This window comes from Methylothermus subterraneus, from assembly GCF_054656915.1.
The window spans coordinates 1-25,865 of sequence record NZ_BAAHXK010000001.1; the positions used below are offsets into that span (position 1 = coordinate 1).

Consider the following 25,865-nt stretch of genomic DNA (forward strand, 5'->3'; position numbering starts at 1 on the left):
GGCGGCAAATCCTTAACTGAATCTGAGCGTGAGCGGGGAAGATGAAATCGCGGTCTTTAGCCGCCAGCTCGAGCGCTTCGCCAGCACGATCCGCCAACTCCTCGGGCAGGTCAAGCAGTCGGCGCAGGAACTTAACCAAGCCGCCGCGGCGATGGCCAGGATCGCTCAGCAGACCGAAACCCTCGCCGCCAAGCAGAACCACGCGACCGAACAGGCGACCGTCACCATGAGGCAGATGAGCGCGGCCATTCACGAAGTCGCCCGAAGCTGCAGCGCGGCCGCCGAGCAAGCGCTGCAAACCGACACCCAAGCCGAGCAGGGCCGCAGCGTGGTGCTGGACGCGCGCGATAAAATCCGCGAGCTCGCGGCGGAAATCGAACTGGTCGCGCAGGAACTCGAGCGCTTAGAAAGCGGCAGCCAAAGCATAGGCAAAGTACTGGAGATTATCCGCGATATTGCCGATCAGACCAACTTATTGGCCCTCAACGCCGCCATCGAAGCCGCTCGCGCTGGGGAGTACGGGCGCGGGTTTGCGGTGGTCGCCGAGGAAGTGCGCACTTTGGCCAACCGCACTCAGCAATCCATCGCCCAAATCCAGACCACCATCGACGAGCTCCAAGGCCGATCCCACGCCTGCGTGACGCGCATCGAACAAAGCCGGCGCAAAGCTCAAGAAAGCGTCCACGCGACCGAGGCCACCGCGGGGGCTTTGGAAAAAATTCTAGAAGCCATCGCTACGATCAAGGAACTCAACACCCAAATCGCCGCTGCGGTCGAAGAGCAAAGCACGGTAAGCAGCCACATCGATACCAACGTCGCTGAGATCCACCAGGGCGCTAAGGAAGTGGCCGCCCAAATGGGGCAAGTCTTAGACGCCAGCCGCCGCCTCGAAGCCATCGCCGCCGATCTGGAGTCTAAGGTGGCGCAGTTTCAGACTTAAGCAAACTCAGCGCCGTTCAGGTTACACTATCGACTATGGCCAGAACCGACCCTTCGTTAGACAAGATCGAACCGAATTTGGAACCATCGCAACCGGAAAAGTTGGGCTTTTCCCAGTTTTTTTTCGATACCCACCCTCAGGTTTGGAAGCTTTTGAGCTTCTATGACCGCTTCGAGCAAGTGGTCAGCATCCTCGTGACGATGGTCATCTCGGTGGTGATCGTCTATGCCTTGTTTGCCCTCGTGCACGAGGTCTTCACCGGCTTGATCCTCGGGCGGCTGGACCCTTTTGAGCACACCACCTTCCAACGCCTGTTCGGGGCGATTATGGCGGTGCTCATCACTCTCGAGTTCAAACACTCGATCATCAAAGTGACTGTGCGCGCCGAAGGCATCATCCGCGTCAACACCGTGATCCTGATCGCGCTGCTGGCGATCGCGCGCAAATTGATCATCCTCGATTTCGAGCGCACCTCGCCGGCCTTGCTCGCTGCGCTGGCCGCCTCGATCTTGGCCTTAGGCGTGGTCTATTGGCTGCTGCGCAAACAGTGATGCTTAAAAAAGCAGTATGTTAGAGTCACCTCTTCCTAGACCATTAAGGAGCAAGCAATGTACCTCAAATCAGTCATAGGCTTAGCATTGCTAAGCGCAATGCAAGCTACAAGCAGCGCCGAGCTCAAGGTACCCATGCACCGCGTGACCGAACACGGCATCGGCGCTCCGCTAGGCCAGATCACCGTCTCCGAATCCAAATACGGCTTGGTTTTTACCCCCGATTTGAGCGGCCTCCCTCCCGGGCTGCACGGCTTCCACCTCCACCAGCATCCAGACTGCAGGCCGCAGGAAAAGGACGGCAAACAGGTCGCCGCGCTGGCGGCGGGAGGGCATTACGATCCTAAGGGAACCAACCGCCACGCCGCGCCCTGGGAAAATGGCCATTTGGGCGATCTCCCCCCGCTCTACGTGGACGCCGACGGCAAGGCCGCGTTGCCGGTGTTGGCGCCGCGCCTCAAGCTCTCCGACCTCAAAGGCCGGGCCTTGATCGTCCACGCCGGCGGGGACAATTACTCCGACCATCCCGCGCCCCTAGGTGGCGGCGGGGCCAGGATCGCGTGCGGAGCCCTCCCTTAAGGATACAGCGCGATCCCATCCAAGCCGGCAGTCTCTGGGAGACCTAAGGCCAGGTTCATGTTTTGCACCGCCTGGCCGGCGGCGCCTTTGACCAGGTTGTCGATCACCGCCAGCACCACCACCGTATCCCCGCCTCCCGGGCGGTGTACGGCGATGTGGCAGCGGTTGGAGCCGCGCACTTGGGAGGTGGCCGGGTGGGAGCCGGGCGGCAAAACCTCGACGAAAGGTTCAGCAGCGTAATAGGACGCAAACAGCGCCTGAAGATCCGCCTCGCAGCGCAAGCGCGCATATAGGGTCGCGTGGAGGCCGCGGATCATCGGTGTAAGATGCGGGACGAAGGTCAGCCCGACCGGCTTTCCCACCAGTTCCTCAAGCCCTTGGCAGATTTCGGGATGATGGCGGTGGCCGGGGACCGCATACGCTTTGAAGCTTTCGCCGGCCTCGGCCAGCAGCAGGGAAACCTCGGCCTTGCGTCCGGCGCCGGAGACGCCGGATTTGCAGTCGGCGATCAAAAATTCCGGCTCGACCACGCCGCTTGCCAAAAGCGGCCAAAAGCCAAGCTGCACCGCAGTGGGGTAGCAGCCGGGACAGGCGATCAGGCGCGCGCCTTTAATCTTTTCGCGATGGATTTCAGGCAGGCCATAAACGGCTTCGCCGAGCAGCTCGGGGCAGGCGTGCGGCTGGCCGTACCAGCGCTCCCAGAGCTTAGGATCGCGCAGGCGAAAATCGGCGGCCAAGTCGATCACTATCTTCCCGCGCGCGAGCAAGTCTTTAGCGTACTGCATCGCTACCCCATTGGGGGTGGCGAAAAAGATTACATCGCACGCCGCCAAGGCTGAGACGTCGGGCGCTTGCAAGCGCAAATCCACCACCCCGCGCAGGTTGGGATAGACTTCAGCCACCGGCCTGCCCGCCTCGCTGCGCGAGGTCGCCACCGCCAGTTCCACCTCGGGATGGCGCGCCAACAGGCGCAGCAGCTCCACCCCGGCATAGCCGCTGCCGCCGACCACTGCCGCTTTGATCATCGTTTTCCCCGCTTTTAAAAGCTATAATTTTACGCCAATGTACGTTCTTGGTATCGAAACCTCTTGCGACGAGACGGGCGTTGCCGTCTACCATTCAGAGCACGGTCTGCTCGCCCATCGCCTATACAGCCAGGTCAAGCTGCACGCGCCTTACGGCGGGGTCGTGCCGGAGATCGCCGCGCGCGACCATATCCGCGCCCTCACGCCGCTGATCCGCCAAACCTTGGCCGAAGCGGCCTTGAGCGTAGCCGACCTAGACGGGGTAGCCTACACCGCCGGCCCCGGACTGATCGGCGCCTTGCTGGTGGGTGCGGCGGTCGGCCACAGCCTGGCTGTGGCCCTTAAGGTACCAGCGGTAGCGGTCCACCACCTCGAAGGCCACCTATTGGCCCCGCTCTTGGAGCGCCCAGAGCTTGCGCCGCCGTTTTTGGCCTTGCTGGTTTCGGGCGGGCACACGCTGCTGATCCAAGTCGAAGATTTAGGGGTTTACCGCGTCCTCGGGGAATCGATCGACGATGCGGTCGGGGAGGCTTTCGACAAGGTCGCCAAAATGCTGGGGCTTAAGTATCCAGGCGGGCCAGAGCTTGAGCGCCTGGCCGCCCAAGGACGCCCCGGCCGCTTCCATTTCCCCCGCCCCATGACCGACCGGCCCGGCCTGGACTTTAGCTTCAGCGGCCTCAAGACTCAGGCAAGGTATACCCTGGCCCAGGCTTCGGGCGACACGCAGGACCTGGCCGACCTCGCTTACGCGTTTCAAGAAGCGGTGGTCGACACGCTTGCGATCAAAGTCCGCCGGGCGCTGCGCCATACCGGCCTGAAGCGGCTGGTGGCCGCCGGCGGAGTATGCGCCAACCGCACTTTGAGGGAGCGTCTGGCGCAGGTGGCAGAGCAAGAAGGCGCCCGGCTGTTCCTCCCGCGCCCGGAGTTTTGCACCGACAACGGCGCGATGATCGCTTTTTGCGGCTGCCTGCGCCTGCTTGCCGGGCAGCGCGAGGGACACGAGATCCGGGCCCAAGCCCGCTGGCCGCTGGAAGAACTGCCGCCGATCAACCTCGGATGCGGTCTTCCTCGCCGCGCAGCAAGCGGCGGATGTTGTCGCGGTGGCGAACGATCAGCCAGCCGGCCATGACCGCCGCCACCGCGGTAATCGCCGGGGTACGCAAGAGCCAGTGCGCGTACAAAGGCGCCAGCGCCGCGGCGGTGAGCGCCGACAGCGAAGAAATCTTGGAAAGTTTGGCCACGGCGAGCCAGGTGCCCGCCAACATTAGGCCCAGCCCCCAGTGAATCCCGCTCAGCACCCCGAGCGCGGTGGCCACGCCTTTCCCCCCTCGGAAACCGAAGAACACCGGATAAAGGTGCCCTAAAAACGCGGCCAGGCCTGCGGCAGCAACGACGCCGGGTTCGGCTCCCAAACCGCGCGCCAACGCCACCGGCAAAAAGCCTTTGAGCACGTCCCCGAGCAAGGTCAAAGCGGCGGCCGGCTTGCTGCCCATCCGGAGCACGTTGGTGGCGCCCGGATTGCCCGAGCCTGCGGTGCGCGGGTCAGGCAAGCCCCACAAGCGGCACACGATCACCGCGCTGGAGATCGAACCCAAAAGATACCCCGCAGGCACCCACAACCAAAACCCCACCTTGCCTTCTCCCTCGTCTGTGTGTCACCCTAATCGGCCCGTCAACTTCGCAATCCAAGGCGATCCATGGACATTATATTCTTGCGTGGCTTAGAGATCGAGACGACCATCGGCATCTACGAATGGGAACGGCAGATCAAGCAGACCGTGATCTTGGACCTGGAGATGGCCACCGACATCCGCCGCGCAGCCGCCACCGACGATATCCAACACACCATCGATTATAAGGCGGTGGCCAAACGGCTGATCGGGTTCGTGGAAAAGAGCGAGTTTTACCTTGTGGAAACCCTAGCCGAACGCATCGCCCAGATCGTGCTCGAGGAATTTTCGGTCCCTTGGGTTCGCCTAAGCCTTAACAAAAAAGGCGCCATCTCCGGCGCCAGCGACGTGGGGGTGATCATCGAGCGCGGCGAGCTTCCCCGTGGTTAGAGCCTTCGTCAGCATCGGCAGCAACTTAGAACGCGAACGCCACATTCGAGAGGCTCTGGCCGAGCTCGAAGAAAGCTTTGGCGAGCTTTCCGTCTCCAGCCTTTACGAAAGCGAGGCCGAAGGCTTTGAAGGGCCGCCGTTCTACAACCTGGTGGTGGGATTCGACACCGAGCTTACGGTAGAACAGGTCTTAAGCCGGCTTAAGGCGATCGAACGCCGCCACGGCCGCGGCCCCGAAAGCCGCAAGTTCGCCTCGCGCACCTTGGACTTGGATCTGATCCTCTACGGCGAGGAGGTGATTCAAGATTCCCAAGGCCGGATCGTGCTGCCCCGGGAGGATATTTTGCGCTACGCTTTCGTCCTCGAACCTTTGGCCGAGATCGCCCCCAACTTACGCCATCCTTTATCCGGCGAAACCTATCAGGCGCTTTGGCAGCGCTTCGATCGCCGCAAGGTTCGGCAAACGCGCCTCCCGCTTGCGCTCATAGGCTACGGCCGCCGTCCACCGCCAGCACCTGGCCGGTAACGTAAGGAGCGTCGCAGAGCAGGTATTTGACCGCTTTGGCGATGTCCTCGGGTTGACCCAGGCGGCGTAGCGGGATGGTATCTAGCAAGGCTCGTCTCTCTGCCTCAGGCAGCGGGGTCTTGGGCCACAAAATCGCCCCCGGTGCCACCCCGTTGACCCGCACTTCCGGCGCCATTTCTTTGGCCAGCGCCTGCGTCAGGGCGAGCAAACCCGCCTTGGATACGCTGTAGATGGGATAACTTAACCTTGGGCGATAGGCATAGACGTCGATGAGATTCACGATCGCGCCCCCGCGGCGCTTGAGTTCAGGGAAGGCCGCCTGGGACAGAAAAAACGGCGCTTTGAGGTTGAGATCGAGCAATTCCTCCCAGTGCTCTTCGGTCGCCTCCTCCAAAGGCGTGGGATAAAACCGCGAGGCGTTGTTGACCAACGCATCCAGCCTTCCCCAAACGGCCGCGGCTTCCTTCACCAGTCTTGCCAGCGCGCTCACCTGCCGCAAATCCGCCGCGACCAGGCGCACCGAATCCGGCCGCTCGGCTTCCAGGCGGGTTTTGAGAGCAACCGCTGCGCGCTCGGAGCTTAGGTAGTGCAGGACCAAATTGAACCCTTCGCGGTGCAGAACCTCGGCGATGGCGGCGCCGATCCGCACGACCCCGCCGGTGATCAAAGCGACTTTAATGGCCATACCAAAGCTTTAACCCGATCAACGCCAAACTCAAGGCGAACAGGCGCTTTAGCACTTCGCTCGGCAAGCGGTGAGCTAATCTTGCTCCCATGGGAGCCGTCACCAAGCTGGCGGCGGATATGGCCGAAAAAGCCGGCAGGTACACGTAGCCAAGACTGCCGGGAGGAAGACTTGGCGCATTTAGCCCCAAAAGCGCGTAGCTTAAGGTCCCCGCTAAAGCGATAGGCACCCCCAAAGCGCTCGCGACCGCCACCGCCCTCCGGATAGGAAAGCCGCTCCAGAGCAGAAACGGCACCGTCAAGGTGCCTCCCCCGATCCCAAGCATGGCCGAAAGCGCGCCTATGAGGCTCCCGGCCCCGCCGTAAACCCAAAGCCTAGGCGGCGCCTGACCGGCTGGCGGTGGAAAGCCCCGGACCATCTGCGCCGCAACTGCCAAAAGATACGTCGCAAACAGGGTTTTAAGCCAACCGCCCGGCAAGCGTTCGGCCAACCAGGCGCCGCCGCCCGAGCCTAAGACGACGCCCGGGGCCAGGCGCCAAACCGCCTGCCAATCCAGCGATCCCAGCTTGTGGTGGGCCCACGCCGAAGCGGCCGCCGTGACTGCAACGGTCGCCAGCGAGGTAGCCACCGCCGCCACCGGGATAGATTCGGGCGGAAACCCCTGCCAAGCGTACAGGAACAACAGCGCGGGTACCAACACGACCCCGCCGCCCAAGCCGAACAACCCGGCCACCAGGCCCGCCAACGCCCCCGCCGCGCCGTATAGGGGCAGTTGCCAAAGCGACCCCACTCACCAATTCCCGATGTCGGCGTTTTCTCCCTCGCCTCCCTCGGCGTTGTCGGCGCCTAGGGAATACAGGTCATAATCCATCCCGCCGCGCCGGGGCGGGATCTCGTAGTGGAAGGGGAACCCCCAAGCGTCCTTGGGCAGTTCTTTCTTACGCAAATACGGGCCGTTCCAGTTGGGAAGACCCTCCGGCGGGCTAAGCAAAGCCTGAAGACCCTCCTCTTGGGTAGGATAGCGGCCGTTGTCGAGGCGGAAATTGTCTAACGCAGTGGCGAGCATCTCGATTTGCGATTTGGTGGTCTTGATCTGGCCTTGACCTAAGGCGTTTATCAGCCTGGGGCCGACCAAGGCCGCGAGCATGCCCAAAATGGCAAGCACGATCAGCAACTCGATCAGGGTAAATCCCAAAGCACGTTTTGGCATCGACTCTTCTCCTAAATGGTACTGCGCTCAAAAGGACGGCAAAACAACAGCCCAAGTTCGTACAAAAACCACATCGGCACCGCGAGCAGCGTCTGGGAGATCACATCCGGCGGCGTCAACACCATTCCGATCACAAACGCCGCCACGATCACATAGGGACGCTTGGCGGCAAGCGCGGCGCGGGTGGTGATTCCGCTCCAAACCAGCAAGATGGTGGCGATCGGGACTTCGAAGGCCACGCCGAAGGCAAAAAACAGCGTCAGGATGAAATCCAAATAGCGGCTGATGTCGGTCATCACCGCCACCCCTTGGGGCGCGGTGGCGGTCATGAACTGAAAGACCAAAGGCAAAACCACCAAATACGCAAACGCGCCCCCAAGATAGAACAAAACCGTACTCGCCGCCAACAAGGGCAAAAGCAGGCGTTTTTCGTGGCGGTACAGCCCCGGCGCGACAAACGCCCAGACCTGATACAGCGTAAACGGCATGGTGCCGAAGATCGCGACCACCAAGGCGAGCTTAAACGGGGTCAAAAACGGCGAGGCCACGTCGATCGCGATCATCCGGCCGCCTTCGGGCAAATGCTTGAGCAGAGGACCGGCCAAATAGGTATAGAGCCGGTCGGCGAACGGAGCCAGGCCCAAAAACGCCAACAGCACCACCGCGACGACCTTGAGCAGGCGGCTGCGCAGCTCGATCAGGTGGGCGATGATGGGCTGCTCAGGACCCAACTCGGACTCAGGCGGAATCGTCATCGACAACGGCAGCCTTAGGCTGAGCGCCTGCTTGCTCTACAGTTTGCGGCGGAATCAGCGGCTGGCGTAACTTTTGCTCCAAGTCCCGCAGGTGCTTCAAGGAATCCCCTTGCTCCAACGACGCCTTAACCTCTTCCAAAGCCAATTCGCGTTCGATATCGGCTTTTACCTGCGCCACCAAGCTGCGCGCCCGGCGCACCACAAACACCGTCGTGCGCACGGCCCCAGGCAACCGCTCCGGCCCCAGCACCAACAAGGCGACGATGCCGACCAATACCAATTCCCAGAACCCAATGTCGAACATCGTCAGGGTTCCAACGGCTGGCGCTGCGGACGCTCCGGTTTTTCCTCAACCTGCCGCTCCGTGCCGCCTTGCGCCTCGATCTGCGCAAGCTCTTTAGACTTTACCGGGCTTTCGGTTTCCCCTTCGCCCAGCGCGTTTTTAAAGCTTTTGATCGCTGCCCCCAAATCCGCGCCGACATCCCGCAACCTGCGGGTGCCGAACAACAGCAGTACGATTACCAGCACGATCAACAACTGCCAAATACTGATCCCCATAACGCCTCCATAATCCAACTCAGGCATTTTACCCTTGCCGCCCCTGGCGCGCCGCCTTCTCCTCAAGACCCGAGCGGCCAAAGCGCGCTTTGAGCTCGGCCAGCACCTCCTCCAGCTCCAACCCTTGATGCACCAGCAACACCAAAGTATGAAACCAAAGATCGGCGGCTTCATGAATCAAAGGCCCGCGCTCGCCGTTTTTGGCCGCGATCACCACTTCGGTGGCCTCCTCGCCGAGCTTCTTTAAGATCGCATCCAAACCCTTGGCGTACAAAGAAGCCACATAAGAACTTTTAGGATCGGCGTGCCTGCGCGCCTTAAGCACTTGGACCAGTTCCTCGAGCACCGGTTCAAACGCCATAGATCGCCTCGGGGTCCTTTACCACCGGCAAGTCGGTCTGCCAACCCCCGCGCTCCAGGCGGCGATAAAAACAAGCCCGCCGACCGGTGTGGCAAGCGACGCCGCCTTCCTGGATCACTTTCAGCAACACCGCATCGCCGTCGCAATCCAGGCGGATCTCGCACACGCGCTGACGATGGCCGGAAACCTCGCCCTTGCACCAAAGCTTACGGCGCGACCTGGACCAATAGACCGCCTCGCCCTCTTGCAAGGTCAAGGCCAGCGCCTCGCGGTTCATCCACGCCAGCATCAGCACCTCGCCCGTGCTTGCCTCTTGGGCGATGACCGGCACGAGCCCCTCTTCGTTCCAGCGCACCTCGTCCAACCAGCCGCTCACAGCCGCACCTCGATGCCGCAGCCTAAAAGATACTCTTTGGCCTGCCTAATCGAATACTCGCCGAAGTGGAAAATGCTCGCCGCCAACACCGCATCCGCCCAACCTTCCAGGATTCCTTCGGCAAGATGGGATAAACTGCCCACCCCCCCGGAGGCGATCACCGGGATGGTGACGCGCGCGCTCACCGCCCGCGTCAAGGCAAGATCGAATCCTTCCCGGGTGCCGTCGCGGTCCATGCTGGTAAGGAGGATCTCACCGGCGCCCAAAGCTTCCATCTTGGCCGCCCACTCGACCGCGTCGATCCCGGTCGGCTTTCTGCCGCCGTGGGTGAAGACCTCCCAACCTTGGCCTACGCGCTTGGCGTCGATCGCCACCACGATGCATTGCGAGCCGAACCGGCGCGCCGCCTGGCGGACGAACTCCGGCTCCGCCACCGCGGCGGTGTTGATCGCCACCTTGTCGGCGCCGGCGTTGAGCAGCCGACGGATGTCGTCTAAACTTCGAATCCCCCCGCCCACCGTCAGCGGGATAAACACGCAGCCGGCCACCTGTTCCACCACCTGGACCATGGTCGCGCGGCCTTCGTGGCTGGCGGTGATGTCCAAAAACGCCAGTTCGTCCGCGCCCTCCTCGTCGTAGCGCCGGGCAATCGCCACCGGATCGCCGGCGTCGCGGATATCCACAAACCGCACGCCTTTGACCACCCGCCCGCGATCCACGTCCAAACAGGGAATAATGCGCTTGGCCAGTCCCATCAGTACTGCTCGGCTAATTTGAGCCCTTGGGCGAAATCCAGCGTTCCCTCGTAGATGGCGCGACCGGTAATGGCGCCGATCACGCCTTTGTCGGCGATCTCCCCAAGGGCGCGGATATCCTCTAAACTCCGGATTCCGCCGGAAGCGATCACCGGGATGTGAATGGCCTCGGCCAAGCGCGCGGTCGCCTCCACGTTCACGCCGTCGAGCATGCCGTCGCGGCTGATGTCGGTGTAGATGATCGCTTCCACCCCCTCGTCTTCGAACCGCCGGGCCAGGTCGATCACGTCATGGCGGGACAGCTTCGACCAGCCGTCGATGGCCACTTTGCCTTCCTTAGCGTCCAGGCCGACCAAGATGTGGCCTGGAAATTCCAGCGCCATGTCCTCTACGAAGTGCGGCGCGGTAACCGCCTGGGTGCCGAGGATCACGTATTTTACCCCCGCGTCCAGATACTCCTGGATCGTATCGGCGTCGCGGATTCCTCCCCCCACCTGCACTTCCACCTCGGGGAACGCCGCGGTGATGGCGCGGATCACCTCCGCATTCTTGGGTCGGCCGGCCAAGGCGCCATCGAGATCCACCACGTGCAGGCGCCGGGCACCCTGCTCCACCCAGCGCCTGGCCGTCGCCACCGGATCGTCGGAAAACACGATTTCTTCCTCCATCCGCCCTTGACGCAGCCGCACGCACTTGCCGGCTTTCAAATCGATCGCGGGAATCAACAACATGGGTTCTCTCTCACGGTGACCAAGACAAAAAGTTAAACAGCAGGCGCAGCCCCATCCGTTGGCTTTTTTCCGGATGGAACTGCACGGCAAACAGATTATCGCGCGCCAGCGCGCAGGCAAAGGGACCGCCGTAATCGCACGTTGCGGCGACATCTTGCGCCGATTCGGGGCGGGCCAGGTAGCTGTGCACGAAATAAAACCAGCTGGCTTGCGGAATGCCCTCCCACAACGGATGGGGGCTAAGTTGCTGGACCCGGTTCCAGCCCATATGGGGGATTTTCAGCGGCCGCCCCTGAGCGTCTAAACCCCGTGGAAACCGGACCACCCTGCCAGGCAACATCCCAAGACAGGGCACCCCTCCTCCCTCCTCGCTCTCTTCCAGCAGGGCCTGAAGTCCCAGGCAGATCCCCAAGAGCGGGCGCGTCCGCGCCACCTGCCGGAGCACCTCGATCAATTGCCGTTGGCGCAACGCCGCCATGCAGTCGGCAATCGCCCCAACCCCAGGAAACACCACCCGATCGGCGGCTAGGATCGCTTCGGGATCGGCGGTGACCAAAACGCGCGCCGCGGAGGCAACGTACTTTAGCGCCTTGGCGATGGAGTGCAAATTGCCCATGCCGTAATCGATTACGGCAACGCAGCTCATACCAACATCCCCTTGGTCGAAGGGACGCTGCCCTGGGCGTCCCGACTAAGAGCCGCACGCAAGCTGCGACCGAAAGCTTTAAACACGGTCTCGGCGATGTGATGGGCGTTGCGCCCGCGCAGGCAATCGATGTGCAAAGTCACCAGCGCGTGGTTGACAAAGCCTTGGAAAAATTCGCGGATCAGGTCCACGTCAAAGCTACCGATCAGCGGGCGGGGGAACTCCACCTCATACACCAGGCCGGGGCGGCCGGAGAAGTCCACCACCACCCTCGAGAGCGCCTCGTCCAAAGGCACGTAGGCATGACCAAAACGGGCGATGCCGCGCCGATCTCCCACCGCGTTGGCGACCGCCTGGCCCAAGGTGATGCCGATGTCTTCCACGGTGTGGTGGGCGTCGATGTGCAGATCGCCGCGGGCGGTGATTTCTAAATCCAGCCCGCCGTGCTTGGCCACCTGGTCCAACATGTGCTCCAAAAACGGAATGCCGGTATTTAATACCGCCTGGCCCGCGCCGTCGAGATCGACGCGCACCGTGATCTGGGTTTCAAAGGTACAGCGCTCCACCTGCGCCTGCCGAGAATCGCTCATGATCGTTTCTTAGAATTGGACTTGGCCCAAGCCATTCGCTCGCCGTGCTTATCCTAATCGCAACCTCTGCCGCGCAAAAGCCCGCTTAACTTTGCTCCCAAGGCAGGCCATGGAACCGCCAACCGCCCAAGGTGCTGCGGTGCTTGTTCGGATCCAACGGGCCTTCAAAACCTTCGTCGATGTTGATCAAGATCTCATACCCTGCCGCCGCCATCGCCTCAGCCGCCTCCAGAGAACGATGGCCGCTGCGGCATAAAAACAAGATCGGGGTTTTGGGATCGGGTACCGCCGCCTTGACCGCAGCGACGAAGTTAGGGTTAGCTTGCATAGGCAGACCGTCCTTCCACGGGATCAAGATACAGCCTAGAGGATGCCCCACGAACAGGTGTTCGGCGGTGGTGCGCACGTCGATCAACACCGCCTCGGGGTGTTCTTGCAGGAACTTCCAAGCCTCAGGCGGCTTAAGGTGGATAACTTTGGATTCCGCCATATTCGCCTCCTTTATATACCTGAAATTGCGGCCGCTCGCCCACCAAATACGCCTCGTTGCGAAAACCCTGCCCCAAATCGCCGCATCGCCCTTCGTCGCGGAAGGCCCGCACGATGAGACCAGGAAAAAGCCGCAACAGTTCGTTTTCTTCCAGAAGATACGCCGGGTTCTCAGGCCCGCTTGAAGCCGCCTTGGCGCGTACGAAAGTTTGATAATACAACAGCCCGCCCGGCTTGAGCGCCGCCGCAATCTTAGAACACAAAGAGCGCACCAAAAACCGGCTTACCACGATCACGTCAAACGCCTGTTCGGGCCAAGGCACGGCCGTAACATCGACCGCCTGTGCGTTAAGCTTCCATCCCAAGGCGCGGCGGCGCAGCTTTTCGATCGCCACCTCCGAAAGGTCCCATGCGGTCACTTCAAACCCCCGTTCGGCCAAGAACAGCGCGTTGCTTCCCAGACCGCAGGCCAGATCCAACGCGCATCCTGAACTTGGCAAAAGATGCGCGTTTTCCACCAGCACGCGCGCCGGAGGCGGTTCGTCGGTAGCCTCTTGGTAGATCCGATCCCATTTGGCCTTTAAGTTCATAAAATCTTTAGCTTTTCCAATAGGCCGGGCTGAAAAGGACCAAGAGGGTGAAGATTTCCAATCGTCCGAGCAACATGGCAAGGCTGGCCAGCCACTTGACCGCCGTTGGCATGGATGCGAAATTCGCCGTCACCTCGCCCAACCCGGGACCCAAGTTGTTAATGCACGTAGCCACGGCCGAAAACGCCGTCACCTGATCGAGGCCGGCGACCATCATCAAGACCATGATGACGGCAAATACCGCCACGTACAAGGAGAAAAACCCCCACACCGCCTCCACCACGCGGGGCGACACCGGGGTTTTGCCGAGTTTTACCGGAATCTCCGCCTGCGGATGGATCAGGCGCAAGATCTCGCGCACGCCCTGCTTGTACAAGAGTAAGACCCGGATGACTTTGAGCCCTCCGGCGGTGGATCCGGCACAACCGCCGATAAACACGCTAAAGAGCAACAGCACCGGCACAAACGCCGGCCACCGGCTGTAATCGGCTGTGGTAAAGCCGGTGCTGGTCATGAACGAAACGGTCTGGAACAAGCCCTCGCGCACGCTTTCCCTAAACGGCAATCCGTTTTGCCATAACGTTGCGCTCACGATCAACGTAAACAGCACCAGCAAGCCGACGTAAGTGCGCGCCTCGGAGTCCCGCCAATACAGCGCAAACCGCCCGCGGCGCAGGGCTTCGAAGTGGACGGCGAAGTTGATTCCCGAAATGGCCATGAACCCCACGGCCAGCCCTTCGAGCAGCGGGCTGTTGAAAAAGCCAAAACTGGCGTCGTGGGTGGAAAATCCTCCCGTAGAGATGGTCGCAAACGCGTGGCAGATTGCATCAAACCAACTCATCCCAGCCAGGTGATAACTCACCGCGCACGCCGCCGTGATTCCTAAGTAAACCGCCCACAGGGCTTTGGCGGTCTGGGCAATGCGCGGGGTGAGTTTGACGTCCTTCATCGGCCCGGGCAGTTCGGCGCGATACAGCTGCATTCCCCCAATGCGCAGCAAAGGGAGCACCGCCACCGCCAACACCACGATCCCCATTCCCCCCAGCCATTGAAGTTGCTGGCGGTAATATAGGATCGAGGCAGGCAAATGGTCCAAGCCGACCAACACCGTCGCCCCCGTGGTCGTCAGTCCGGAGACGCACTCGAACACCGCATCGCTAAACGACATCACCGGTTGCTTGGCGAGCACCAAAGGCACCGCCCCCGCCAAGCTGATCGCGATCCAACAACAGCTGACGACCAAAAACCCATCGCGCACTTTAAGCTCCTGCTGGACTTCGCGCACCGGCATCCACAGCGCCCAACCCAGCAAAAACACCAAGGCAAAGGCGAGCAAGAAGATCTCTTCCTGGCCGTCGCCGAAATACCAGGAGACCCCCAACGGCGGCAAGAAACTCAAGCTGAAAAACATAAAAAACGCGCCGACGATGTGCAGTATCATCCGCACTTGGATGACTGTCACCAAGTCAGGCGGCCTCCTTGGCCTCGAACAGGTTTTCGACCAGCGGGATCAGTTTCTTGTCGAGCAAAAACAGCACGATGTGATCGCCGTCTTCGAGCCGCGTATCGTGGTGGACCTGGATGACCTCGCGGCCACGGATCAGAACGCCCGGCACCACCCCGTCCGGCAATCTGAGCTGTTCGATCGTGCGCCCGACGACTTTGGAGCGCCCCGGGCACCCGCGCACCACCGCCTCGAGCGCTTCGGCCGCGCCGCGCCGCAAGGAATGCACCTGCACCACGTTCCCGCGGCGGATATAGCGCAACAGGCTGCTGATGGTGACCTGGTCGGGAGAGATCACCAAATCGACCAGGTCTTGCACCAGATCGACGTAGGCGGGGCGATTGATGAGGCTGATCACCCGCCGCGCCCCAAGCTTCTTGGCCAGCATCGCCGACAAGATGTTGACCTCGTCGTCGTTAGTGATCGCGCAGAACACGTCCATGTTCTCTATGTTCTCGTTAAGCAAAAGCTCGCGCTCGGAAGCGTCCCCCACCAACACCACCGTTTGCTCCAGGTCGGTGACCAACTTGATCGCGCGCTGGGGGTCTTTCTCGATTAATTTGACCTGAAAACGCGACTCCAAGGCTCTGGCCACGCGCTTGCCGATATGGCCGCCGCCGGCGAACATCAGGCGGCGGTAAGGCTGATCCAAACGCCCCAGCTCGCTCATGACCGCACGGATCTCTTCCTTGGGCGCCATGAAGTAGACTTCATCCCCCGGCTCGATCACCTGATCCCCGGTCGGCACGATGGGCTGGCCGTTGCGGAAAATCGCGGTGATGCGCGCGTGCGCTTTGGGAATATGGCGGTGCAGGTCGCGGATCGGATGCATCACCAAAGGGCCGCCTTGGTCGGCGCGCACCGACACCAAGCGCACCCGGCCGGAGGCAAAATCCAACACCTGGGAAGCGCCGGGATATTCCAACAAGCCGGTGATGAACTCGCAGATGATCTGCTCGGGGCTGATCAGTACATCCACCGCCAACCCCCCGGAACCGAACAACTCGGGATTTTGGGTGTACTCGATCGCGCGCACGCGGGCGATTTTCTTAGGCACCTTGAACAAGACGTGCGCGACCTGGCAGGCGAGCATGTTGGTCTCGTCGTCGCTGGTCACGGCCAAAATCAGATCCGCGTCGCTCGCACCGGCCTGATCTAAGATCACGGGGTGGGCGGCATTGCCGGTCACCGTCGCGATATCGAAGCGCTCCATCAGCTCGCGCAAGACATCGGGTTTGGTGTCGACCACCACGATGTCGTACTTCTCCTGCGCCAGATTGGCGACCACGCTGGTGCCAACCCGGCCGGCGCCCAGAACCAGGATTTTCACTTAGCGCTTGTCCTTGAACTTGATCCCGAGCGAGTGCAGTTTGCGGTACAGATGCGTGCGCTCCATGCCGATCGCCTGCGACAGGCGCGCCACGTTGCCGCCGTGTTTGTCTAGGTGGTATTCAAGATAAGCCTTTTCGAACCGCTCGCGCGCCTCTTTAAGCGGCAGATCGTAGAACTCAGGCGCCTCGATCGTTTCCTTGGTGATGATCTCGCCTAGCGCGGTCTTGACTTCCTCCAATTCCACTTCTTCGCCGCTGCCCAAGATCAACAGGCGATGGACCAAGTTTTTCAGCTCGCGAATGTTACCGGGCCAGGCGTAATTGCGCAAGAAATTTTGCACCGCTACCGGAAAGCGCCTAAAGGCGAGCTTCTCCTGGGTGACAAAGCGATCCACGTAGAAATTCAAAAGCTCGGGGACGTCCTCAGGGTGCTGGCGCAGCGGCGGCACGCCCAAGGTCACCTCGTTGATAAGATAAAACAGGTCTTTGCGGAACCGTCCGGCCTTGACCTCGTCTTCCAGATTGCGCCGGGTCGAGGACAAAACGCGCACGTCCACCTTGACCTGTTCGCTGCCTCCCACGCGAAGAAACGCCTTGGACTCCAGCGCGCTGACCAAACGCAGCTGGGTCTCCTCGTCCATGTCCCCGACTTCGTCCAAAAACAGCGTGCCGCCGTGCGCTTGCTCGAGCAGGCCGCGGTGGATCTTGCCGCCCTCTTCCTTGCCGAAAAATTCCACCGCCGAGTATTCCGGCGCGATGGTCCCCACTCCCACGGCGATGAACGGCCCCTCGCGCCGCAGACTGTGCCTATGCAGATAGCGGGCGAGGGTTTCCTTGCCGCTTCCCGGCTCGCCCACGAACAAAACGCGCGTATCGTACTGGGCCAGGCGCTTGACTTGATCGCGCAGGCGCGCCATGGCCGGGCTTTTGCCGACCGGCTCGATTTCGAGCTTCTCGCCGACCCGCGCCAGAGGTTTGCGCAAACGCTCGGCCTCGAGGGCGCGCTCTACGGTGGCAAGCAGCTTGGCCATCGACAGGGGCTTTTCCAAGTAATCGAACGCCCCAAGACGCGTCGCCTCCACCGCCGTCTCCACCGTGCCGTGCCCGGACATCATGATCACCGGACACGTGGCCCCTCCGCTCACCCACTCTTTAAGCAGGCTGACGCCGTCGGTATCCGGCATCCAAATATCGAGCAACACCAAATCCGGCCGGCTCTCCTTAAAGCAGCGCCTGGCTTCAGCGCCCGAGTTCGCAGTGACGACTAAAAATCCTTCGTCTTCGAGGATCTCTCGAACCAGATCGCAAATATCCGGCTCGTCGTCGACGATCAAAATCTTAGTCCGACTCATAACTCGCTGACCGCTTCGTTTCGGTAAACTGAGGACGAGGCGTTGACAATCGGCAAGCGAATCACAAACCGCGCCCCACCGGTAAATTGCCGATCCAGGTAAATCGTCCCGCCGTGCTCTTCGATGATTTTCCGGACGATCGCCAGCCCAAGCCCGGTGCCCTTAGGTTTGGTGGTCACATACGGATCAAAGATTTGATCGGCCCACTCGGCCTCTACCCCGGGACCGTCGTCCTCAAGGGCGAGCTCGATGCCGTCGAATCCTCGTTCGCTCAAGCGGCGGGCGGTGATTTTCATATGCACCGGCGAAGTCCCCGCCTCTAAAGAATTCTTGATCAAATTGTGCAACACTTGCCTAAGCCTTAGCGGATCGGCCTTGAGTTGAGGAAGATCCGGCGCCAGCCTAAGCTCGAACTCGATTCCCGCCGAAGGCGGATACAAGACCAGCACCTCATCGATCAGTATATTAAGCTCCAAAGGCTGAAACTGCATCTTCGGCAACCGGGCGTATTCGGAGAAGGCGTTGACCATCGCCTTGAGCGCCTCGACTTGTTGGACGATGGTCCGGGTGGAGCGTTCCAGCACCGCCGCCCCTTGCTCGTCCAACTGCGGTCTTAGTTTATGCGAAAGCCGCTCGGCCGCAAGTTGGATCGGGGTCAAGGGGTTCTTGATCTCGTGCGCCAACCGCCTGGCGATTTCGCTCCAGGCGGCGTGCTTTTGCGCCTGTACCAGCGCGGTGATGTCGTCGAACACCAACACCGCGCCGTGGCGCTCGCCGTCGACGCCGGTCAGGGGGCTGCCGCGGCACAGCAACACTTTCTGCCCCTGCGCGCAGGTCAAAGTCACCTCCTCCCGCCAGACGCCTTCGGCGCCATCGAGCCGGGAACGAATCAAGCGCACCAAACCTTCCAGGGCTGGGTTGATTTCCGCCAGCTCTCTAAACGGCCGGTCCTGGAGCCGGCTGCAGTCGACTTCCAAAATGGCTTCAGCCGCCTGGTTGGCGGTCTTGAGGCGAAATTGCGCGTTCAAGGTCAAGACCCCAGAGGAAAGATGCGACAGCACGGTCTCTAAATACGCGCGTTGATCTTCCACCTGGCGCCGGGAGCGTTCGGCTTCGTCGCGGGCTTGGGCCAGGCGCGCGGTCATGGCGTTGAAGGAGCCGACCAACAGCCCCATATCGTCCTTTTGCAGAATCGGCAAACGCTTGTCCAGATTGCCTTGGGCCACCGCGCGGGTGCCTTGGACGAGCATCTTGATCGGCGCCACGATCCGGCGGATGCTCAAGAAAGCGGCCCAGGTCGCCGCCAGCATCGTGACCTGGAGAATCAAAGCCAAGGTCAAGGAAAAGCTGAATTTGAGCGAGCGGCGCAGGTAGACCATCTGCCGGTAATGAGAATACGCCGATTCCACGGTTTGCGCCAGCACGTTCAAGCGCTTCGGCAATTGATAAAGCGCTTGCAGAAAAAGCGGCTCGTCCAGCTCGAGGGGCACCAGCGCACGCACTTGCAATACCGCTTCCTTGGCGTCCTTAACCCAAGGGGTGGGCGCAGGATCCAGGCTCACATAACCGCCTTCTGCGGCCCGATCGAGCAAGCTGGGATCCGGCAGGCTCGGCAGAATCAAACCGACGCCCGCGCTGCTCGTGGCGACGATCCGCCCCTGGCGGGTCAACAAGGTCAGCTCCGCCGCCTCGCTCTGCTCCCGCAAGCGGTCCAGTTCGACCGGCAACAGCGCCTTGGAAACCCGGTTCAATTCGACCGCCAACTCGCGGGTGCGCTGCAGCAGCACGCGCATCCTTTGCTCCAGAGCGGACTTGCCCAGTTCCAGGGAGCTCTCCATGGCCCGGTCGATCTGCACGTCGAACCAACTGTCGATGCTGCGGTGTAGGAACTGTAGGGAATAGTAAAACACGATCGCGGCTGGCGTGAGCGCCAACAACACAAACAACAGCACCATCCGCAAAGCCAACCGGGAACCGGCGGCGCGCTTGCGGAACTGGCGCACCAGCCAAACGCCGTTGGCGACGACCAACCCCAAAAGCAGCGCCCCACCCAAGACGTTGATCCCCAACAGCCACGAGTACCAGCGGCTCAGCTCGGAGGCGGCCTGAGTGGCCGAGCTCATCAAGTGCAAAGGAACCAGGAGGATCCCAAACAGGACCACCACCAACACGCTCAAAGGCAATTTCAATCGACCAGTCGCCATCGGTAAGGAGACGAACGCAGGCGCCACGCGGGCGAAAAATAAGCTAGCACGCGCAATGCCCAGGGCAGCCGCTCGAGGTTGAGTTTGACCCACACCTCGGCATAGCAGTCGCGAGCGGGACGCCAATCCTCGGCCACCGGCAGCGCGACCTGCTTAAGGTCTCCCAACGCTTCCAGCGCTGCGTCCAGCTGCGCAAAACTGCGCTGGAAGTCGTTGCTCTCATCGATCACCCGATACACCTTGGCCAGAGGATAGTATTGAATGCGAAAATCCAGATCGCGCCGCCACACGGTCGCATCCCACCCCCAGCGCGGCCGGCGAATGCGCGTTTTCACCGTCAGCGTCAACGGGATTCCAGACTCTAGAGCCTCGATGACCGCCGGGCTGAAACGATAGGCAATCTTCGCCGTCAGCGCAAAGGCATCGCTGTGCCGCAGCAAACGCGCATAGAGCACGGTAAACCCTTCGTCTCGAGCAGCCAAGTGCGCCGCCCATACGGCCAACAGCGCGGCGACAATCTGCCTTAGCATTTCTCCAAACAGGCGTAGAAAAAGCCGTCCATGTCCTGCTCCCCAGGAAGAATCTGCCGCCCCCAGCCGGTAACCTGGCCCCAGGCGGCGTGGATCGGCACAGCTCGGGCGTCGGGATGCTCGGCAAGGAAAGCGCGAATTTGCGCCTCGTTCTCTTCCGGCAGGAGCGAACAGGTGACGTACAGCAACCTCCCTCCGCGGGCGAGCAGCGGCCAGACGGCGCTAAGGATCTCCCGCTGCCTCGCCGCCAGGGCGGCGACGTCGCTTTCGCGGCGCAGCAGTTTGATGTCGGGATGACGGCGAACGACGCCGCTCGCCGTGCACGGCGCATCGACCAAGATCCGCTCGAAATGCCTCCCATCCCACCAGGACGGATCGCGCGCGTCCGCGCAGATCAAGCGCGCTTTGCCGGCTACCCCCGCGCGGGCCAAATTTTCCCGCACGCCTTGCAGGCGCTCTTGGGAAACGTCCACCGCCACCACTTCCGCAAGCTCAGGGCAGCTTTCCAAAATGTGCAAGGTCTTGCCGCCTGGGGCAGCGCACACGTCCAGCACCCGTTGCCCTGGCTGCACCGCCAGCAAAGGGGCCGCCAACTGGGCGGCGGCGTCCTGCACCGAGACCAGGCCTTGGGCAAAACCGGGCAACTCCTCCACCGGCACCGGACGATCCAACCGCAACGCCGAATCGACCGCCGCCACCTCCTGCGCCTTGAGACCCTGGGCGAGCAACCGCTGGGCATAAGCGGCACGGGAGACGCGCGCCAGATTGACGCGCACGGCAAAAGGCGGATGCGCCAGGTTCGCCGCCAAAACGGCCGCGGCTTGACGCGGCCAGGCCTGCTCGATCCTTTGCCTAAGCCACGCAGAGTGACTGACCGAAGCCTCATAGTCGGCCTCGGCGGCTTTCTCCAGCGCGTCCCGCTGGCGTTGGTAAGCACGCAGCAGAGCGTTGATGAGCGGCCTGGCCCACGGCTTGGCCGCCGCTACCGTCTCGGCTACCGCCGCGTGGGGTTTGACCGCCATGAACGCGAGCTGGTGCAAGCCGACTAGGGCCAAGGCGTGGATCTTTGGATCTTTGATCGGCCGAACACAAAGCTGGCGCAAGAGGAATTCGAGGCGGTGATACCAACGCAAGGTCCCAAAACTCAACGCCTTGCAGAACGCGTGTTCTTTGACCGGCAACTGGCACAAGGCCGCCGGCAAGGCTTCCGTTAAGGACCGACCCGCCAGAACCTGACCCACCACCTCGGCAGCACGCAGACGAACGCCGCTCACGGCAAGATTATCCAAGGCACAGGCCTTGACACCGATGAGCATTGAGGAAAGCCTCGGCGGCCATAATCCGGCCGCCTGGCAACTGCACTTCCAACAAGCGCAGGCACCCCTCGCCGGTCGCGACTTCCAAGGTCTTTTTCGCGCGGACGATGGTGCCAGGGGCCTCATGCGCGCTACACTCGACCGCTTCGGCGCGCCAGATTTTAAGCCGCTGACCGCCAAACTGGGTAAACGCCACCGGCCAGGGATTGAACGCTCGCACTTTCCGCGCTAACTGCCCGGCAGACTGCGACCAATCCAAGTATGCTTCGTCCTTAGCGATCTTGTCGGCATACGTGGCTTGAGATTCGTCCTGCGGTTTCCATTCCACCGTGCCCTTGGCGAGGGCGGCGAGGGCCTCAAGCAGCGCCTCCGCCCCCAACCGGGCTAGCCGCTCGCAAAGCGCGCCTGCGGTCTCATGCGGTAGGATGGGCACAGCTTTTTGCAGCAGCATAGGTCCGGCGTCGAGCTTCTCCACGATTTGCATGATCGTCACCCCGGTTTCTTTATCGCCGGCCAAGATCGCGCGTTGGATCGGAGCTGCGCCGCGCCAGCGCGGCAGCAGCGAGGCGTGGACGTTGATCGCCCCGAGGGGGGGGATAGTCAACAGCGGTTTAGGCAGAATCAGGCCGTAAGCGGCGACTACCAGCAGGTCCGGCTTGAGCCGGGAAAATTCTTCGATGACCTGCGCGCTGCGCAAGGTGGGCGGCTGCCTCACAGCGAGCCCATAACTTAACGCCGCCTCCTTGACCGGGCAGGGCTTGAGTTGGTGGCCCCGCCCGGCAGGACGGTCGGGTTGGGTGTACACTGCGATCACCTTTTGGCCCGCGGCCAAAAGCGCTTTGAGGCTGGGCACGGCAAACGCCGGCGTGCCCGCGAATACGATCCGCATGGATCAACTCGTCGCTACCGCCAGCAACTTTTCTTTAGCCTGACGGGCAGCTTTGCTCAGCTTCTTGCGGATTCGCTGGCGTTTGAGGGGCGAGAGGTAATCTACAAACAACTTGCCGTCCAGATGGTCGATCTCGTGCTGGATGCAGACGGCGAGCAAACCTTCAGCCTCCAACTCAAACGCCCGGCCGCGGCGATCCAATGCTTTGACCTTGACCTTGTCGGCCCGGCGAACCTTTTCAAACACCCCGGGCACCGACAAACACCCCTCTTCGCGCTCTTCCACCCCGCTGCGGGCTAAAATTTCGGGATTGATCAAGCACAGGGGCTGGTCTTTGGTCTCGGAAACATCGATCACCACGACCCGCTTGGCCACGTTTACTTGAGTGGCTGCAAGACCTATGCCGGGAGCGGCGTACATAGTCTCGAAAAGATCGTCCACCAAACGCAAGATCGCCGCATCCACCGCCTCTACCGGTTTGGCCTTACGCCGCAGCCGCTCGTCTGGAAATTCGAGGATCTCTAATAAGGCCATCTTTGCCTCTTAAGTTTCTATTTAGGCTGGCATTTTAGCCGAATTGAACTAGACTGTGAACGAACGCTTTTAAAAGACTCCTCTTACTGGCAAAAGTTGCAAACCGCTGGAGAAAGCGCAACCATGCACGCCTTGTGGGTTTTAAGCCTTGCCTTGGTTCTAGGTTTCAAGTCGCCTCAAGCGGGCGCCGAGGAAATCGCCTTGGCGCAGAATCCGCCGCAGCGCTACACCGTCGTCCAAGGCGACACCTTATGGGACATCGCCGCCCGCTTCCTCAAACACCCCTGGCAGTGGCCAAAAATCTGGAAAGCCAACCCTCACATCCACAACCCCAACCGGATTTATCCTGGGGACGTGCTGATCTTAGAATACCAAAACGGTCAGCCCTATCTGGTCCTCAAGCGGGGCGAGCAACCCGCGCTGGAAAAGCTGACGCCCAAGATTCGGGAAACCCCCATCCAGCAGCCCATTCCCACCATCCCCTACGAGGCGGTACGCCAATTTCTGACCACCCCAAAGGTCGTAACCAAAGAAGAGATCGAGTCCGCCCCCTATATCGTCGGCTTGGCCAATCGCCGGCTCATCGGCGGCAGCGGCGATAAAATCTACGTCCGCGGCGGCAAATTAAGGGACTCCAATTACACCGTGTTCCGCCAAGGCAAAGCCCTCAAAGACCCGGAAACCAACGAAGTCTTAGGTTACAACGCAATTTACGTCGCCGACGTTTATTTGACCCAAACCGGCGATCCGGCCACTTTCACGCTCGCCAAGAGCGTGCGCGAGGTGTTGGTCGGCGACCGCCTGCTTCCTGCCACCGAAGAAGCCGTGGTCATGGATTACCATCCGCACCCGCCAAGCCGGGACATAACCGGGCATATCATCGAATTCCTGGACGGGGTTTCGCAGATCGGGCGCTACAGTGTGGTGGTGATCGACCGAGGCTTGCGCGACGGTCTTGAACCGGGCCATGTTCTAGAGATCTGGCGGCACGGAGCCAAAGTGCTCGATACCGTCGGCCCATCCGCTTCCGAATGGGTCGCTTTGCCGGCCGAGCGCTCTGGCCTGGTGTTGATTTTCCGTCCGTTTGCGCGGGTCAGCTACGGCCTGGTCATGGAGGCGAACGCGCCGATTTATTTAGGCGATCAGGTCAAGCGCCCTTAAACCCAATTGCTTCCTAAAGCGTCTAAGCTCCGCTATTGGCTCGCCCTGGCCCAAACCCCCGGCCTGGGGCCAAAGACGTTTCAGGCTTTGATCGAGGCCGGTGTGGATCCTGAAGAACTGTTTTGCCAACCGGCCTCGTATCTGCGCGATCTCGGCCTGAGCGCGGCGGTCATCGAAGCGCTGCGCCGCCCCAACTGGAAATCGGTCGAGCGCGCCCTGGCCTGGGGCACGCAACCCAACTGCCAGGTCTTGACCCTCGCCGATCCCAGGTATCCACCGCAACTTAAGGCCATCGCCTCGCCTCCCCCGGTGCTGTTCGTCCAAGGTCAAGTCGAGGCGCTGCAACGAGCGCAGCTGGCCATCGTCGGCAGCCGCCATCCCACCGAGGCCGGACGCAAGCTCGCCTTTGCGTTTGCCAAGAGCCTGGCGGAATTGGATATCGCGATTACCAGCGGCCTGGCGGTAGGAATCGACAGCGCCGCCCACCAAGGCGCGCTGGCCGGCGGCGGACAAACCCTCGCCGTGCTCGGCACCGGACCGGACCGGATTTACCCCTCCCAGCACCAAAACCTGGCGGCGGAGATTGCGAGAAGCGGCGCGCTCGTGTCAGAATTTTTCCCAGGCACGCCGGCGCGTGCCCAGCATTTTCCCCGCCGCAACCGGATCATCGCGGGGCTAGCGCTGGGCACCCTGGTCGTGGAAGCGGCCCGGCGCAGCGGCTCGCTGATCACCGCGCGGTTTGCTTTGGAACAAGGCCGCGAAGTCATGGCGATTCCCGGCGCCATCCACAACCCCCAAGCCAAAGGATGCAACGCGCTGATCCGGGAAGGGGCAAAACTGGTGGAAACCATTGAAGACGTCTTGGAAGCCTTAAACCTCATCCCGTCCCGCACCGCACCGGCCCCCCGTTCGGAGTGGCCGGCGCAACCTTCAAGCAGTGAACTTAGTGACGATTATCGCGACTTATTAGGTAAAATCGATTATGTTCCCACACCGGTGGACCGGCTCGTAGAGGTCACCGGCTTGCCTCCGCAGGAGCTGGCTTCTATGCTGCTGGTGTTGGAGCTGGAAGGGTATATCGCCGCCGCCCCCGGCGGGAGTTATCAACGGATCAAATAATTTCATAAGGCCCAAAAGCGCCATGAAAGAAAACGTGTTTGACGTATTGTTGTATTTGTTCGAAAACTATATGGGCGAAGATCCGCAAACGCTGCCGGATCCCGACTCCATCCGCACCGAACTGATCGCTGCCGGATTTCCCCATCGAGACATCGATAAAGCGTTTCAGTGGTTGGAATCCTTAACCGAAAGCCAGCCGATCCAGACGACGATGCCGACTTTTCGCATTTATGCTCCTGAGGAGATGGCTAAGCTGGATACGGAGTGCCGGGGGTTGCTGCTGTTTTTGGAACAAAGTGGGATTTTGACTTCTTCGAGCAGAGAGTTGGTCATCGATCGCGCCATGGCTTTGAGCTCCGAAGAACTGAGCCTGGAAAAACTCAAGTGGATCGTGCTCATGGTGCTATTCAGTCAACCGGACCAGGAACTGGCTTTCGCCCGGATGGAAGACCTGGTCTACGACAACGCTCCGATCGCTCTCCACTGATCTTACGCTTA

Annotated in this window: 32 protein-coding genes and 1 pseudogene; 9 read left to right on the top strand and 24 right to left on the bottom strand. The window is 61.3% G+C overall.

The window, feature by feature from the left end; genetic code table 11:
* Positions 1–28: 28 nt before the first annotated feature.
* Genes ACYQ3M_RS00005 through sodC form a run of 3 tightly spaced genes read left to right on the top strand, consistent with a single transcriptional unit; the run spans position 29 to position 2,070 of the window.
* Positions 29–940 (top strand): methyl-accepting chemotaxis protein, encoded by a 912-nt coding sequence (locus ACYQ3M_RS00005; RefSeq protein WP_460033989.1) that lies wholly within the window; start codon positions 29–31, stop codon positions 938–940.
* Between the two features lie 35 nt (positions 941–975).
* Complete coding sequence (locus ACYQ3M_RS00010) at positions 976–1,491, top strand: phosphate-starvation-inducible PsiE family protein (RefSeq protein WP_460033990.1); 516 nt, start codon at positions 976–978, stop codon at positions 1,489–1,491.
* A gap of 57 nt (positions 1,492–1,548) precedes the next feature.
* On the top strand, positions 1,549–2,070 hold the full coding sequence (gene sodC, locus ACYQ3M_RS00015) for a superoxide dismutase [Cu-Zn] SodC (RefSeq protein WP_460033991.1): 522 nt from the start codon (positions 1,549–1,551) through the stop codon (positions 2,068–2,070).
* Here the strand turns inward: sodC and argC are convergent.
* Positions 2,067–3,095, bottom strand: coding sequence for an N-acetyl-gamma-glutamyl-phosphate reductase (gene argC / locus ACYQ3M_RS00020; RefSeq protein WP_460033992.1), 1,029 nt, complete (start codon positions 3,093–3,095; stop codon positions 2,067–2,069). The genes sodC and argC overlap by 4 nt on opposite strands.
* A gap of 37 nt (positions 3,096–3,132) precedes the next feature.
* On the opposite strand from argC, the pseudogene tsaD reads away from it, so the two are divergent.
* Positions 3,133–4,143, top strand: a pseudogene (gene tsaD, locus ACYQ3M_RS00025) (tRNA (adenosine(37)-N6)-threonylcarbamoyltransferase complex transferase subunit TsaD); the annotation flags it as partial.
* Here the strand turns inward: tsaD and plsY are convergent.
* A complete protein-coding gene (gene plsY / locus ACYQ3M_RS00030; RefSeq protein ID WP_460033993.1) occupies positions 4,142–4,726 on the bottom strand; it encodes a glycerol-3-phosphate 1-O-acyltransferase PlsY in 585 nt (194 codons plus the stop codon). The pseudogene tsaD and the gene plsY overlap by 2 nt on opposite strands.
* Positions 4,727–4,792: 66 nt before the next feature.
* Between plsY and folB the strand changes: the two genes are divergently transcribed.
* Both folB and folK read left to right on the top strand, forming a co-directional pair.
* A complete protein-coding gene (gene folB / locus ACYQ3M_RS00035) occupies positions 4,793–5,155 on the top strand; it encodes a dihydroneopterin aldolase (protein ID WP_460033994.1) in 363 nt (120 codons plus the stop codon).
* Entirely contained in the window at positions 5,148–5,681 is a 534-nt protein-coding gene (gene folK / locus ACYQ3M_RS00040) for a 2-amino-4-hydroxy-6-hydroxymethyldihydropteridine diphosphokinase (protein WP_460033995.1), read from the top strand. The genes folB and folK overlap by 8 nt, the downstream gene beginning before the upstream one ends.
* Here folK and ACYQ3M_RS00045 read toward each other — a convergent pair.
* The 22 genes from ACYQ3M_RS00045 to def form a co-directional block, all read right to left on the bottom strand.
* Positions 5,638–6,366: a pteridine reductase gene (locus ACYQ3M_RS00045; protein WP_460033996.1), complete on the bottom strand. Its 729-nt coding sequence runs from the start codon at positions 6,364–6,366 to the stop codon at positions 5,638–5,640. The two genes, folK and ACYQ3M_RS00045, sit on opposite strands and share 44 nt — an antisense overlap.
* Entirely contained in the window at positions 6,356–7,156 is an 801-nt protein-coding gene (locus tag ACYQ3M_RS00050; RefSeq protein ID WP_460033997.1) for a sulfite exporter TauE/SafE family protein, read from the bottom strand. Before ACYQ3M_RS00050 ends, ACYQ3M_RS00045 begins: the two co-directional genes overlap by 11 nt.
* Complete coding sequence (gspG, locus tag ACYQ3M_RS00055) at positions 7,157–7,576, bottom strand: type II secretion system major pseudopilin GspG (protein WP_460033998.1); 420 nt, start codon at positions 7,574–7,576, stop codon at positions 7,157–7,159.
* 11 nt (positions 7,577–7,587) lie between these two features.
* Positions 7,588–8,331, bottom strand: a complete 744-nt coding sequence (gene tatC, locus ACYQ3M_RS00060) for a twin-arginine translocase subunit TatC (RefSeq protein WP_460033999.1) — start codon at positions 8,329–8,331, stop codon at positions 7,588–7,590.
* Positions 8,315–8,635, bottom strand: a complete 321-nt coding sequence (gene tatB / locus ACYQ3M_RS00065; protein WP_460034000.1) for a Sec-independent protein translocase protein TatB — start codon at positions 8,633–8,635, stop codon at positions 8,315–8,317. Before tatB ends, tatC begins: the two co-directional genes overlap by 17 nt.
* A 2-nt stretch (positions 8,636–8,637) precedes the next feature.
* Entirely contained in the window at positions 8,638–8,889 is a 252-nt protein-coding gene (gene tatA, locus ACYQ3M_RS00070; RefSeq protein ID WP_460034001.1) for a twin-arginine translocase TatA/TatE family subunit, read from the bottom strand.
* A gap of 28 nt (positions 8,890–8,917) precedes the next feature.
* Positions 8,918–9,250 (bottom strand): phosphoribosyl-ATP diphosphatase, encoded by a 333-nt coding sequence (locus ACYQ3M_RS00075; RefSeq protein WP_460034002.1) that lies wholly within the window; start codon positions 9,248–9,250, stop codon positions 8,918–8,920.
* Positions 9,240–9,626 (bottom strand): phosphoribosyl-AMP cyclohydrolase, encoded by a 387-nt coding sequence (hisI, locus tag ACYQ3M_RS00080; protein WP_460034003.1) that lies wholly within the window; start codon positions 9,624–9,626, stop codon positions 9,240–9,242. Before hisI ends, ACYQ3M_RS00075 begins: the two co-directional genes overlap by 11 nt.
* Positions 9,623–10,381, bottom strand: a complete 759-nt coding sequence (gene hisF, locus ACYQ3M_RS00085; RefSeq protein ID WP_460034004.1) for an imidazole glycerol phosphate synthase subunit HisF — start codon at positions 10,379–10,381, stop codon at positions 9,623–9,625. Before hisF ends, hisI begins: the two co-directional genes overlap by 4 nt.
* Positions 10,381–11,112 carry a 1-(5-phosphoribosyl)-5-[(5-phosphoribosylamino)methylideneamino]imidazole-4-carboxamide isomerase gene (hisA, locus tag ACYQ3M_RS00090; RefSeq protein WP_460034005.1) on the bottom strand — a complete coding sequence of 244 codons (732 nt, stop codon included), beginning with the start codon at positions 11,110–11,112 and terminating at the stop codon, positions 10,381–10,383. Before hisA ends, hisF begins: the two co-directional genes overlap by 1 nt.
* A gap of 10 nt (positions 11,113–11,122) precedes the next feature.
* Complete coding sequence (gene hisH / locus ACYQ3M_RS00095) at positions 11,123–11,758, bottom strand: imidazole glycerol phosphate synthase subunit HisH (RefSeq protein ID WP_460034006.1); 636 nt, start codon at positions 11,756–11,758, stop codon at positions 11,123–11,125.
* Positions 11,755–12,348, bottom strand: a complete 594-nt coding sequence (hisB, locus tag ACYQ3M_RS00100; RefSeq protein ID WP_460034007.1) for an imidazoleglycerol-phosphate dehydratase HisB — start codon at positions 12,346–12,348, stop codon at positions 11,755–11,757. The genes hisH and hisB overlap by 4 nt, the downstream gene beginning before the upstream one ends.
* Before the next feature lie 85 nt (positions 12,349–12,433).
* On the bottom strand, positions 12,434–12,838 hold the full coding sequence (locus tag ACYQ3M_RS00105; RefSeq protein WP_460034008.1) for a rhodanese-like domain-containing protein: 405 nt from the start codon (positions 12,836–12,838) through the stop codon (positions 12,434–12,436).
* A complete protein-coding gene (locus tag ACYQ3M_RS00110; RefSeq protein WP_460034009.1) occupies positions 12,810–13,427 on the bottom strand; it encodes a class I SAM-dependent methyltransferase in 618 nt (205 codons plus the stop codon). Before ACYQ3M_RS00110 ends, ACYQ3M_RS00105 begins: the two co-directional genes overlap by 29 nt.
* 7 nt (positions 13,428–13,434) lie before the next feature.
* Positions 13,435–14,889, bottom strand: coding sequence for a TrkH family potassium uptake protein (locus ACYQ3M_RS00115; RefSeq protein ID WP_460034010.1), 1,455 nt, complete (start codon positions 14,887–14,889; stop codon positions 13,435–13,437).
* A gap of 4 nt (positions 14,890–14,893) precedes the next feature.
* A complete protein-coding gene (trkA, locus tag ACYQ3M_RS00120; protein ID WP_460034011.1) occupies positions 14,894–16,261 on the bottom strand; it encodes a Trk system potassium transporter TrkA in 1,368 nt (455 codons plus the stop codon).
* Entirely contained in the window at positions 16,262–17,614 is a 1,353-nt protein-coding gene (locus ACYQ3M_RS00125) for a sigma-54-dependent transcriptional regulator (RefSeq protein WP_460034012.1), read from the bottom strand.
* Positions 17,611–19,803, bottom strand: coding sequence for a sensor histidine kinase (locus tag ACYQ3M_RS00130; protein WP_460034013.1), 2,193 nt, complete (start codon positions 19,801–19,803; stop codon positions 17,611–17,613). Before ACYQ3M_RS00130 ends, ACYQ3M_RS00125 begins: the two co-directional genes overlap by 4 nt.
* On the bottom strand, positions 19,800–20,348 hold the full coding sequence (locus tag ACYQ3M_RS00135) for a DUF4390 domain-containing protein (protein WP_460034014.1): 549 nt from the start codon (positions 20,346–20,348) through the stop codon (positions 19,800–19,802). The genes ACYQ3M_RS00130 and ACYQ3M_RS00135 overlap by 4 nt, the downstream gene beginning before the upstream one ends.
* Entirely contained in the window at positions 20,342–21,622 is a 1,281-nt protein-coding gene (gene rsmB, locus ACYQ3M_RS00140) for a 16S rRNA (cytosine(967)-C(5))-methyltransferase RsmB (RefSeq protein ID WP_460034015.1), read from the bottom strand. Before rsmB ends, ACYQ3M_RS00135 begins: the two co-directional genes overlap by 7 nt.
* A gap of 7 nt (positions 21,623–21,629) precedes the next feature.
* Positions 21,630–22,553, bottom strand: a complete 924-nt coding sequence (fmt, locus tag ACYQ3M_RS00145) for a methionyl-tRNA formyltransferase (protein WP_460034016.1) — start codon at positions 22,551–22,553, stop codon at positions 21,630–21,632.
* 3 nt (positions 22,554–22,556) lie between these two features.
* The gene (gene def / locus ACYQ3M_RS00150) at positions 22,557–23,087 is read right to left on the bottom strand and encodes a peptide deformylase (protein ID WP_460034017.1); all 531 of its coding nucleotides are present in this window, start codon (positions 23,085–23,087) and stop codon (positions 22,557–22,559) included.
* 123 nt (positions 23,088–23,210) lie between these two features.
* Here def and ACYQ3M_RS00155 point away from each other — a divergent pair, with 123 nt between their 5' ends.
* From ACYQ3M_RS00155 to ACYQ3M_RS00165, 3 genes are read left to right on the top strand one after another with little or no spacing between them, the layout of a single operon-like run.
* On the top strand, positions 23,211–24,248 hold the full coding sequence (locus ACYQ3M_RS00155; protein WP_460034018.1) for a LysM peptidoglycan-binding domain-containing protein: 1,038 nt from the start codon (positions 23,211–23,213) through the stop codon (positions 24,246–24,248).
* 6 nt (positions 24,249–24,254) lie between these two features.
* A complete protein-coding gene (gene dprA / locus ACYQ3M_RS00160) occupies positions 24,255–25,367 on the top strand; it encodes a DNA-processing protein DprA (RefSeq protein ID WP_460034019.1) in 1,113 nt (370 codons plus the stop codon).
* 22 nt (positions 25,368–25,389) lie between these two features.
* Positions 25,390–25,854, top strand: coding sequence for a Smg family protein (locus tag ACYQ3M_RS00165; RefSeq protein ID WP_460034020.1), 465 nt, complete (start codon positions 25,390–25,392; stop codon positions 25,852–25,854).
* The last annotated feature ends 11 nt before the right edge of the window (positions 25,855–25,865 follow it).

What these genes read in the sequence shown, in the direction of transcription:
- ACYQ3M_RS00010 (WP_460033990.1), top strand. Translation starts at nt 976, where the DNA reads ATGGCCAGAACCGACCCTTCGTTAGACAAGATCGAACCGAATTTGGAA.
- sodC (WP_460033991.1), top strand. Translation starts at nt 1,549, where the DNA reads ATGTACCTCAAATCAGTCATAGGCTTAGCATTGCTAAGCGCAATGCAA.
- argC (WP_460033992.1), bottom strand. Translation starts at nt 3,095, where the DNA reads ATGATCAAAGCGGCAGTGGTCGGCGGCAGCGGCTATGCCGGGGTGGAG.
- folB (WP_460033994.1), top strand. Translation starts at nt 4,793, where the DNA reads ATGGACATTATATTCTTGCGTGGCTTAGAGATCGAGACGACCATCGGC.
- ACYQ3M_RS00045 (WP_460033996.1), bottom strand. Translation starts at nt 6,366, where the DNA reads ATGGCCATTAAAGTCGCTTTGATCACCGGCGGGGTCGTGCGGATCGGC.
- gspG (WP_460033998.1), bottom strand. Translation starts at nt 7,576, where the DNA reads ATGCCAAAACGTGCTTTGGGATTTACCCTGATCGAGTTGCTGATCGTG.
- tatC (WP_460033999.1), bottom strand. Translation starts at nt 8,331, where the DNA reads ATGACGATTCCGCCTGAGTCCGAGTTGGGTCCTGAGCAGCCCATCATC.
- tatB (WP_460034000.1), bottom strand. Translation starts at nt 8,635, where the DNA reads ATGTTCGACATTGGGTTCTGGGAATTGGTATTGGTCGGCATCGTCGCC.
- tatA (WP_460034001.1), bottom strand. Translation starts at nt 8,889, where the DNA reads ATGGGGATCAGTATTTGGCAGTTGTTGATCGTGCTGGTAATCGTACTG.
- ACYQ3M_RS00075 (WP_460034002.1), bottom strand. Translation starts at nt 9,250, where the DNA reads ATGGCGTTTGAACCGGTGCTCGAGGAACTGGTCCAAGTGCTTAAGGCG.
- hisF (WP_460034004.1), bottom strand. Translation starts at nt 10,381, where the DNA reads ATGGGACTGGCCAAGCGCATTATTCCCTGTTTGGACGTGGATCGCGGG.
- hisA (WP_460034005.1), bottom strand. Translation starts at nt 11,112, where the DNA reads ATGTTGTTGATTCCCGCGATCGATTTGAAAGCCGGCAAGTGCGTGCGG.
- hisH (WP_460034006.1), bottom strand. Translation starts at nt 11,758, where the DNA reads ATGAGCTGCGTTGCCGTAATCGATTACGGCATGGGCAATTTGCACTCC.
- hisB (WP_460034007.1), bottom strand. Translation starts at nt 12,348, where the DNA reads ATGAGCGATTCTCGGCAGGCGCAGGTGGAGCGCTGTACCTTTGAAACC.
- ACYQ3M_RS00105 (WP_460034008.1), bottom strand. Translation starts at nt 12,838, where the DNA reads ATGGCGGAATCCAAAGTTATCCACCTTAAGCCGCCTGAGGCTTGGAAG.
- ACYQ3M_RS00110 (WP_460034009.1), bottom strand. Translation starts at nt 13,427, where the DNA reads ATGAACTTAAAGGCCAAATGGGATCGGATCTACCAAGAGGCTACCGAC.
- ACYQ3M_RS00125 (WP_460034012.1), bottom strand. Translation starts at nt 17,614, where the DNA reads ATGAGTCGGACTAAGATTTTGATCGTCGACGACGAGCCGGATATTTGC.
- ACYQ3M_RS00135 (WP_460034014.1), bottom strand. Translation starts at nt 20,348, where the DNA reads ATGCTAAGGCAGATTGTCGCCGCGCTGTTGGCCGTATGGGCGGCGCAC.
- fmt (WP_460034016.1), bottom strand. Translation starts at nt 22,553, where the DNA reads ATGCGGATCGTATTCGCGGGCACGCCGGCGTTTGCCGTGCCCAGCCTC.
- def (WP_460034017.1), bottom strand. Translation starts at nt 23,087, where the DNA reads ATGGCCTTATTAGAGATCCTCGAATTTCCAGACGAGCGGCTGCGGCGT.
- ACYQ3M_RS00155 (WP_460034018.1), top strand. Translation starts at nt 23,211, where the DNA reads ATGCACGCCTTGTGGGTTTTAAGCCTTGCCTTGGTTCTAGGTTTCAAG.
- ACYQ3M_RS00165 (WP_460034020.1), top strand. Translation starts at nt 25,390, where the DNA reads ATGAAAGAAAACGTGTTTGACGTATTGTTGTATTTGTTCGAAAACTAT.